Origin of the sequence: Burkholderia territorii, assembly GCF_902833055.1 — a bacterium.
Taxonomy (GTDB): Bacteria; Pseudomonadota; Gammaproteobacteria; order Burkholderiales; family Burkholderiaceae; genus Burkholderia; species Burkholderia territorii.
The window spans coordinates 1-672 of sequence record NZ_CADFEJ010000068.1 but is presented as its reverse complement, the minus strand read 5'-3'; the positions used below and the strand labels follow the sequence as shown (position 1 = coordinate 672).

1 protein-coding gene is annotated in these 672 nt (G+C 64.3%); it reads right to left on the bottom strand.

Annotated features, from left to right (window positions below):
- Nucleotides 1-289: AraC-like ligand-binding domain-containing protein (locus HW466_RS31015; protein WP_481968803.1), on the bottom strand; the 289-nt coding region annotated here is incomplete at its 3' end.
- Nucleotides 290-672 lie beyond the last annotated feature (383 nt).

The window sequence follows — 672 nt, the reverse complement described above, 5'->3', positions numbered from 1 at the left end:
CGGTGACGTCGGCGTAACCGTTGAGGCTCACGATCGCGAGGTAATCGTCCTCGATCTCGCCGGCATCGACGCCCATCGTCCCCGCATAGCCGATCGTGCCGAACGCCAGGCTGTCGATCCGCACGTGGTTCATGTAGGCGGATTGGCCGCCGCGCGCCGCGCCGGGCGTGAGCCGGTGCGGCTGCAGCACGGCGGCGATGCGCTGGCGCGTGTCGTCGACGTCGTTCGACTCGAAATACCGGTATTGCCTCAGCGACGTCGACTCGAGCAGCAAGGAAGTGGGCGGCATGGCGAGTCTTCGATGCGTTATGGGGACGGCAGGGGACGGCGCACGGTCGAACGCCGGCATTCGCGCCCCGAAGCCGTGCCCACTGTACACGTTCGCGAGCGGTGTCAAAAAGCCCCGGAATGGGGGCCGCGATGCGCTTGCGAGAACTGGACAGGCTTCGGCCGGCGCTTGCGTGGAGTGGATAGATCGCGATTTTCGGCCCTCGAATACTCCGCCTGCCGGTTGGGCCGGTCGTTCGGCGAACTGACCCGAATCGGGTTTCATTTTGCTTTCGATGTCGGGGCGCCGGCATGCCGGATGACGCATTGGGTCGGTGCCGTGCCACGTGCCGATGGATGTGAACCAGATCCGTATCGAATCGTTTTCGACTTCGTTTTCGATTT